At 45.1% G+C, this 255-nt stretch carries 1 protein-coding gene; it reads left to right on the top strand.

Going from position 1 to position 255, the window contains the following annotated elements; genetic code table 11:
* Positions 1-255: helix-turn-helix domain-containing protein (locus KI367_RS26945; RefSeq protein ID WP_212953356.1), on the top strand; the 255-nt coding region annotated here is incomplete at both ends.

A 255-nucleotide genomic window follows, 5' to 3' on the forward strand; every position in this document is an offset into this window, starting at 1 on the left:
AGGAACGTATTGAAATTGCGCAATATACAATCGCTAATGGTTTGGATTATCAGAAAGCCATCGAAAAGTACGGTGTATCTTATCAGCAAGTGTATGCCTGGGTTCGGAAGTATCAAGCAGGCAGTGAAGATGCTCTTAAGGACAATCGCGGTCGAAAGAAGCCTGTAGAGGAACTGGATGAGCATGAACGTCTCAAGCTGCGGATCAAGGAATTAGAAGCTCGAAACGAATACCTGGAGATGGAGAATGCCTTCG

This window comes from Paenibacillus cookii (assembly GCF_018333375.1).
Classification (GTDB): Bacteria; Bacillota; Bacilli; order Paenibacillales; family Paenibacillaceae; genus Paenibacillus_AQ; species Paenibacillus_AQ cookii.